This is a genomic window from Streptomyces sp. NPDC048483 (genome assembly GCF_040651455.1).
Taxonomy (GTDB): domain Bacteria; phylum Actinomycetota; class Actinomycetes; order Streptomycetales; family Streptomycetaceae; genus Streptomyces.
Genome location: NZ_JBEZJZ010000203.1, coordinates 1 through 7,504 on the forward strand (window position 1 = coordinate 1; position 7,504 = coordinate 7,504).

The window sequence follows — 7,504 nt, forward strand, 5'->3', positions numbered from 1 at the left end:
GACGGCTACGACATCCGCACCGCCTCCGTCGCCCGCGGCATCCCCTGCCTGACCACCGTCCAGGCACTCGCCGCCGCCGTACAAGGCATCGAGGCGATGTCCCGCGGCGATGTCGGTGTGCGTTCCCTCCAGGAACACGCGCGGCAGCTCACCGCGGCCCGCGAGGAGTAGGGCCCAGGAGGGGGACACCAACCGGTGTCCCCCTCTTCATGAGTCCTCGTTCATGGGCCCTGTTCATGAGCCCGACCCTCGTCCGCGGAAGGCTCCGTCCCGTATGTACCGCCTCTTCTTCCACCTGATCTTCAAGCGCATGGACCCCGAGCAGGCCCACCACCTGGCCTTCTCCTGGATCCGCCGCGCCGCCCGCATCCCCGTCCTGCGCACGTTCATCGCCGCCGCCCTCGCGCCCCGCTACAAGGAGCTGCGTACCGAGGCGCTCGGCCGCCGGATGCACGGCCCGTTCGGGCTGGCCGCCGGCTTCGACAAGAACGCGATCGCCATCGACGGCATGACCATGCTCGGCTTCGATCATGTCGAGATCGGCACCGTCACCGCCCAGGCCCAGCCCGGCAACCCCAAAAAGCGCCTGTTCCGGCTTGTCCCGGACCGCGCGCTGATCAACCGCATGGGCTTCAACAACGAGGGCTCGGCGTCCGTGGCGGCCCGCCTGGCCGCCCGTAACCCGGTCTTCAGGACCACCGTCGGCGTCAACATCGGCAAGACCAAGGTCGTCCCGGAGGAAGAGGCGGTGGGCGACTACGTCACCTCCACCGAGCGCCTCGCCCGCCACGCCGACTACCTGGTCGTCAATGTCTCCTCCCCGAACACTCCGGGGCTGCGCAACCTCCAGGCCGTCGACCACCTGCGCCCGCTGCTCACCGCCGTACGCGAGGCCGCCGACCGTACGGTCACCGACCGCCGCGTCCCGCTGCTGGTCAAGATCGCCCCGGACCTGGCCGACGCGGACATCGACGCGGTCGCCGACCTCGCCCTCGAACTGGGCCTGGACGGCATCATCGCCACCAACACCACCATCGCCCGCGAGGGCCTCGGACTGACCTCCGCCCCGGAGCTGATCGCCGAGACCGGCGGCCTGTCCGGCGCCCCCGTCAAGGAGCGGTCGCTGGAGGTCCTGCGGAGGCTGTACGCGCGCGTCGGCGACCGGATCACCCTCATCGGTGTCGGCGGCATCACCACCGCGGAGGACGCCTGGCAGCGCATCCTCGCCGGCGCCACCCTCGTCCAGGGCTACAGCGCCTTCATCTACGAGGGCCCGTTCTGGTGCCGCGCGATCCACAAGGGCCTCGCCGCCCGCCTGCGCAACAGCCCGTACGCCACCCTCGCCGACGCGGTCGGCGCCGAGCACAAGAAGGTGACCGCATGACTCTGGAGCCCTTCGGCACCCGTCTGCGCCGTGCGATGGACGAGCGCGGCCCGCTCTGCGTCGGCATCGACCCGCACGCCTCCCTGCTGGCCGACTGGGGCCTGAACGACGACGTCGCGGGCCTGGCCCGCTTCACCCGTACCGTCGTGGAGGCCCTCGGCGAGCAGGTCGCGGTCTTCAAGCCGCAGTCCGCGTTCTTCGAGCGCTTCGGCTCGCGTGGCATCGCCGTCCTGGAGACCGCCGTCGAGGAGGCGCGCGAGCGCGGCGCCCTGGTCCTGATGGACGCCAAGCGCGGCGACATCGGCTCCACCATGGCCGCGTACGCCGAGACCTACCTGCGCAAGGACTCGCCGCTGTTCTCGGACGCGCTCACCGTCTCCCCGTACCTCGGCTACGGCTCGCTGCAGCCGGCCGTCGACCTGGCCCGCGAGAGCGGCGCCGGACTCTTCGTCCTCGCCCTCACCTCGAACCCGGAGGGCACCGAGGTCCAGCGCGCGGTACGCGAGGACGGCCGCACCCTCGCCGCGACCATGCTCGGCCACCTCGCCGACGAGAACGCCGGCGCCGAGCCGCTGGGTTCCTTCGGTGCGGTCGTCGGCGCCACGCTCGGCGATCTCTCCTCGTTCGATCTGGCGATCAACGGCCCGCTGCTCGCGCCCGGCATCGGCGCACAGGGCGCCACCCCCGCCGACCTCCCGACGGTCTTCGGGGCCGCCGTGCGCAATGTCGTCCCGAGCGTCAGCCGCGGAGTGCTCCGGCACGGCCCGGACACCGCGGCTCTGCGTGCCGCGGCGGCCCGATTCGCCGACGAAGTGCGAGCGGCGGTCGATCAAGAGGTCCTGTAAGGGTCTCCGGCAGGTGTTTTGGTCCCGAATTGTCCGGGTCAGCAGAGTCTGACCAGGACTTTTCGTCTGTTCTCGCTGACTCCGGCGCACTTGCCCGCTAGTCTCCGTCGAGAGCACCGCACGTAAGCGCGTTGTTCGTTGCTCCGCAGGTGCGGGGCGACTAGGTTCCACACCGGTCCGTATCCGACAGTTCGACATCCGAGGTGACGTAGGCGTGGCTCTTCCGCCCCTTACCCCTGAACAGCGCGCAGCCGCGCTCGAGAAGGCCGCCGCGGCTCGCCGGGAGCGCGCCGAGGTCAAGAATCGGCTCAAGCACTCCGGTGCCTCCCTCCATGAGGTCATCAAGCAGGGCCAGGAGAACGACGTCATCGGCAAGATGAAGGTCTCCGCGCTCCTTGAGTCCCTGCCCGGCGTCGGCAAGGTCCGCGCCAAGCAGATCATGGAGCGGCTCGGGATCTCCGAGAGCCGCCGCGTACGGGGTCTTGGCTCCAACCAGATCGCGTCGTTGGAGAAGGAGTTCGGCGGCGCTGCTTCCTGAGTTTTCCGGCACTGCCGGAAGCTGGAATAATCGCTGCATGAGTTCTGCAGTCTCCCGGGGGGTAACCCCCGCACCCCCGGTCAGACAACCGCGACTGACCGTGCTCTCCGGCCCCTCGGGGGTCGGTAAGAGCACGGTCGTCGCGCATCTGCGCAAGGTCCATCCCGAGGTCTGGCTCTCGGTGTCGGCCACCACCCGCAAGCCGCGCCCCGGGGAGCGGCACGGCGTCCAGTACTTCTTCGTCGAGGACGAGGAATTCGACAAGCTGATCGCCAACGGCGAGCTGCTGGAATGGGCCGAGTTCGCCGGTAACCGCTACGGCACCCCGCGCAAGGCGGTCCTGGACCGTCTCGAGGCCGGGGAGCCGGTCCTGCTGGAGATCGATCTGCAGGGCGCCCGCCAGGTCCGCACCTCCATGGAGGAAGCTCATCTGGTCTTCCTGGCCCCGCCCAGCTGGGACGAGCTGGTCCGCCGGCTCACCGGACGGGGCACCGAGGCACCCGAGGTCATCGAGCGCCGTCTGGCGGCCGCCAAGGTCGAACTGGCCGCGGAGACGGAATTCGATGTGACCCTCGTCAACACCTCCGTCGAGGCGGTCAGCCGTGAGCTGCTAGCCTTCATGCTGCATCGATCTGGGGACGGGGACAGCAGCGGCTGACCCCGCGGAATGTCCGGCGGATCTCCGGACGTCACATCTTTGCGTTTATGCTTCACCCCGGCTTCATCCCCTTTCGGAAGGCAGAGAGTGTCCTCTTCCATCACCGCACCCGAGGGCATCATCAATCCGCCAATTGATGAGCTTCTCGAGGCCACCGACTCGAAGTACAGCCTTGTGATCTACGCCGCAAAGCGCGCGCGCCAGATCAACGCCTACTACTCGCAGCTCGGCGAGGGCCTGCTCGAGTACGTCGGCCCGCTCGTCGACACGCACGTCCACGAGAAGCCCCTGTCGATCTCGCTGCGCGAGATCAACGCGGGTCTGCTGACCTCCGAGGCCATCGAGGGCCCGGCACAGTAAGCGGCACAGCATCCTCACCAAGGGCCCGGCGGGACGACCGCCGGGCCCTTGGTGTGTCATAGGGACAAGGGACATGGGACACCGGACATCCCTCCGTGCGCCTACGTACGGAACCGAGCTCGGGGAGCGCTGAAGCGATGGGCAAGCAGGAGCAGGACCGGCCCAGGGTCGTCCTGGGCGTCAGCGGCGGCATCGCCGCCTACAAGGCGTGCGAGCTGCTGCGGCGGCTCACCGAGTCCGGGCACGACGTACGGGTGGTGCCGACCGCGGCGTCGCTGCACTTCATCGGCGAGGCCACCTGGTCCGCGCTGTCCGGCAACCCGGCGGGCACCGAGGTGTGGGAGTCCGTCCACGAGGTCCCGCACGTCCGCATCGGCCAGGCCGCCGATCTCGTCGTGGTCGCCCCGGCCACCGCCGACCTGCTGGCCAAGGCCGCCCACGGCCTCGCCGACGATCTGCTGACCAATACGCTCCTCACCGCCCGCTGTCCGGTGATCTTCGCGCCCGCGATGCACACCGAGATGTGGGAGCACCCCGCCACCCAGGAGAACGTCGCCACGCTGCGCCGTCGCGGCGCCGTCGTCATCGAGCCCGCGGTCGGCCGTCTGACCGGCGTCGACACCGGCAAGGGCCGCTTCCCCGACCCGGTGGAGATCTTCGACCTCTGCCGCCACGTCCTGCGGAGGAGCAACCCGGCCCGTGGCGGCCAGGCCCTCACCCAGGACCTCGCGGGCCGCCACGTCGTCGTGACGGCCGGCGGCACCCGTGAGCCCCTGGACCCCGTCCGCTACCTGGGCAACCGATCCTCCGGCAAGCAGGGCTATGCCCTCGCCCGCGCCGCGGCGGCCCGCGGTGCCCGGGTCACCCTCGTCGCGGGCAACACCGAGCTGACCGACCCGGCCGGCGTGGACGTCGTCCACATCGGCACGGCGCGACAGCTCCGCGAGGCCGTACTGAAGGCCGCGACGGAAGCCGACGCGATCGTCATGGCCGCCGCCGTGGCCGATTTCCGGCCCGCCGTTTACACCACAGGCAAGATCAAGAAGATCGACGGCGAGGAGCCGGAACCGGTCACCCTCGTCCGTAACCCGGACATCCTTGCCGAGCTCTCCGCCGAACGGATGCGCCCCGGGCAGGTGGTCGTGGGCTTCGCCGCCGAGACCGACGACGTCCTCGCCAACGGCCGCACCAAACTCGCCCGCAAGGGCTGCGACCTGCTGGTCGTCAACGAGGTCGGCGAGCACAAGGCCTTCGGCTCGGCCGAGAACGAGGCGGTGATCCTCGCCGCAGACGGCACCGAGACCCCGGTGCCGTACGGACCCAAGGAAGCCCTGGCCGAAATCATCTGGGACCTTGTCGTGCCACGGCTGTCGGAGCCCCCCGCCTGAGCGGCTGGATATCGCCCCCAGATGGCCCCGTCGGCCCCATAAACAACGGCGTGTCCCCTTGACCCGACCGCCTTCCTGAGGTGATCGTCCTACGGCGGGCCGTGGTGTCCCAGGTCACGGGGGGTCCATAAATCGAGACTGCGTGCCCGAACGTCACATACGACCGATAAACTGGCCGTGGATCGGGCCGAGCGCAGCTCTCGGCCCTTCCGCCAATGATCAGCCAGCAGCCGCTGCAACCCCAGGGAGCGATGTGTCCCGCCGCCTGTTTACCTCGGAGTCCGTCACCGAGGGCCACCCCGACAAGATCGCTGACCAGATCAGCGACACCATTCTCGACGCCCTCCTCAAGGAGGACCCGGCCTCCCGGGTCGCCGTCGAGACGCTGATCACCACCGGCCTGGTCCACGTGGCCGGCGAGGTGACGACCAAGGCGTACGCCGACATCCCCAACCTTGTCCGCAACAAGATCCTGGACATCGGGTACGACTCGTCCAAGAAGGGCTTCGACGGCGCCTCCTGTGGCGTCTCGGTGTCCATCGGCGCGCAGTCCCCGGACATCGCCCAGGGTGTCGACACCGCGTACGAGAACCGCGTCGAGGGCGATGACGACGAGCTGGACCGGCAGGGCGCGGGCGACCAGGGCTTGATGTTCGGCTACGCGTGCGACGAGACCCCGGAGCTGATGCCGCTCCCGATCAACCTCGCGCACCGCCTGTCGCGCCGCCTGTCCGAGGTCCGCAAGAACGGCACCATCCCCTACCTGCGCCCCGACGGCAAGACTCAGGTCACCATCGAGTACGACGGCCACAAGGCCGTCCGCCTCGACACCGTCGTCGTCTCGTCCCAGCACGCCTCGGACATCGACCTCGACTCCCTCCTGGCACCCGACATCCGCGAGTTCGTCGTCGAGCACGTCCTCAACCAGCTCGTCGAGGACGGCATCAAGCTGGACACCGACGGTTACCGCCTGCTGGTCAACCCGACCGGCCGCTTCGAGATCGGCGGCCCGATGGGCGACGCCGGCCTGACCGGCCGCAAGATCATCATCGACACCTACGGCGGCATGGCCCGCCACGGCGGTGGAGCCTTCTCCGGCAAGGACCCGTCCAAGGTCGACCGCTCGGCCGCCTACGCCATGCGCTGGGTCGCCAAGAACGTCGTCGCCGCCGGCCTCGCGTCCCGCTGCGAGGTCCAGGTCGCCTACGCCATCGGCAAGGCCGAGCCCGTCGGCCTCTTCGTCGAGACCTTCGGCACCGCCGCTGTCGACGTCGAGAAGATCGAGCAGGCCATCGGCGAGGTCTTCGACCTCCGCCCGGCCGCGATCATCCGCGACCTCGACCTGCTCCGTCCGATCTACGCCCAGACCGCCGCCTACGGCCACTTCGGCCGCGAGCTGGAGGACTTCACCTGGGAGCGGACGGACCGGGTGGAGGCCCTGAAGAAGGCTGCGGGGCTGTAAGCACCCGCCCCCACGCACCTTCTCTGGCCCCGTACCGCACACCGCGGTACGGGGCCAGAAGCGTGTCCGGGCTCGTGGTGCGGCCGCCTTCGGGCGGCGGCCGCTGTCAGTGCCGTCTGCTAAGACTGGTGCTGTGAGCAGTGAGAACGGGCGGGATCCGGGGGAGCGGGGCGAGCAGCTGGCGCTGATCCGGGAGACCGTGCGGAAGGCGAAGGCGCCACGGGCCAAGCCGCGGACGTGGCGGGGGGCGGCGCTGGCCGGGGAGCTGCCGGTGGCGCGGGTGCTGGTGGACAAGGGGCCGGTGCATCTGGACAAGCTGTGGGACTACGCCGTGCCCGCGGCGATGGACGAGGAGGCGCAGCCCGGGGTGCGGGTGCGGGTGCGCTTCGGGGCGGGGACCGGCAAGGTGCGTGAGGGGCGGCGCGAGGGCGGGGGGCTGCTCGACGGCTACATCGTCGAGCGCATCGCCGAGTCGGACTATCGCGGGCCGCTGGCGGCGCTCACGCAGGTCGTCTCGCCGGAGCCGGTGCTCTCTCCGCCGCTGCTGGCGCTGTGCCGGGCGGTCGCCGACCGCTACGCCGGTTCGCTCGCCGATGTGCTGCAGCTGGCCATTCCGCCGCGTAATGCCCGTGCCGAGGCGGAGCGGTTTCCCACGCCGCCGCCACCGCCCGCGGTGCCCTCCCTGGCGAGCTGGGAGCGCTATCCGGAGGGGCCCGCGTTCCTGGATGCGCTCGCGCGCGGGGGCTCGCCGCGCGCGGTGTGGAGCGCGCTGCCGGGGCCGCACTGGCCGTGGGAGTCCAGCGCCTTGGTGATCGCCTCACGCAGGGCCTTGTCGTTCTTGTCCAGGCCGACGCCGTAGGGCTCCTTGG

At 70.2% G+C, this 7,504-nt stretch carries 7 protein-coding genes and 1 pseudogene; all 8 read left to right on the plus strand.

Translation table 11 applies throughout. The features are described from left to right. The first annotated feature begins 274 nt into the window (after positions 1-274). On the plus strand, positions 275-1,384 hold the full coding sequence (locus AB0D04_RS41820) for a quinone-dependent dihydroorotate dehydrogenase (RefSeq protein WP_362712654.1): 1,110 nt from the start codon (positions 275-277) through the stop codon (positions 1,382-1,384). After that, positions 1,381-2,229: an orotidine-5'-phosphate decarboxylase gene (gene pyrF, locus AB0D04_RS41825; protein WP_362712655.1), complete on the plus strand. Its 849-nt coding sequence runs from the start codon at positions 1,381-1,383 to the stop codon at positions 2,227-2,229. Before AB0D04_RS41820 ends, pyrF begins: the two co-directional genes overlap by 4 nt. A 214-nt stretch (positions 2,230-2,443) precedes the next feature. Next, positions 2,444-2,767 (plus strand): integration host factor, encoded by a 324-nt coding sequence (locus AB0D04_RS41830; protein WP_362712656.1) that lies wholly within the window; start codon positions 2,444-2,446, stop codon positions 2,765-2,767. A 37-nt stretch (positions 2,768-2,804) separates the two neighbouring features. Continuing rightward, on the plus strand, positions 2,805-3,425 hold the full coding sequence (gmk, locus tag AB0D04_RS41835) for a guanylate kinase (protein WP_362712657.1): 621 nt from the start codon (positions 2,805-2,807) through the stop codon (positions 3,423-3,425). Positions 3,426-3,512: 87 nt separating this feature from the next. After that, a complete protein-coding gene (rpoZ, locus tag AB0D04_RS41840) occupies positions 3,513-3,785 on the plus strand; it encodes a DNA-directed RNA polymerase subunit omega (protein WP_039649019.1) in 273 nt (90 codons plus the stop codon). A 137-nt stretch (positions 3,786-3,922) separates the two neighbouring features. Next, positions 3,923-5,173: a bifunctional phosphopantothenoylcysteine decarboxylase/phosphopantothenate--cysteine ligase CoaBC gene (coaBC, locus tag AB0D04_RS41845; protein WP_362712658.1), complete on the plus strand. Its 1,251-nt coding sequence runs from the start codon at positions 3,923-3,925 to the stop codon at positions 5,171-5,173. A gap of 253 nt (positions 5,174-5,426) precedes the next feature. Next, positions 5,427-6,635, plus strand: coding sequence for a methionine adenosyltransferase (gene metK, locus AB0D04_RS41850; protein ID WP_362712659.1), 1,209 nt, complete (start codon positions 5,427-5,429; stop codon positions 6,633-6,635). 133 nt (positions 6,636-6,768) lie between these two features. Beyond that, positions 6,769-7,455: pseudogene (locus tag AB0D04_RS41855) on the plus strand (primosome assembly protein PriA); the annotation flags it as partial. Between the last annotated feature and the right edge of the window lie 49 nt (positions 7,456-7,504).

Bases quoted from the DNA above. Each gene is read 5' to 3' on its own strand.
- AB0D04_RS41820 (WP_362712654.1), top strand. From the start codon at position 275: ATGTACCGCCTCTTCTTCCACCTGATCTTCAAGCGCATGGACCCCGAG.
- pyrF (WP_362712655.1), top strand. From the start codon at position 1,381: ATGACTCTGGAGCCCTTCGGCACCCGTCTGCGCCGTGCGATGGACGAG.
- gmk (WP_362712657.1), top strand. From the start codon at position 2,805: ATGAGTTCTGCAGTCTCCCGGGGGGTAACCCCCGCACCCCCGGTCAGA.
- coaBC (WP_362712658.1), top strand. From the start codon at position 3,923: ATGGGCAAGCAGGAGCAGGACCGGCCCAGGGTCGTCCTGGGCGTCAGC.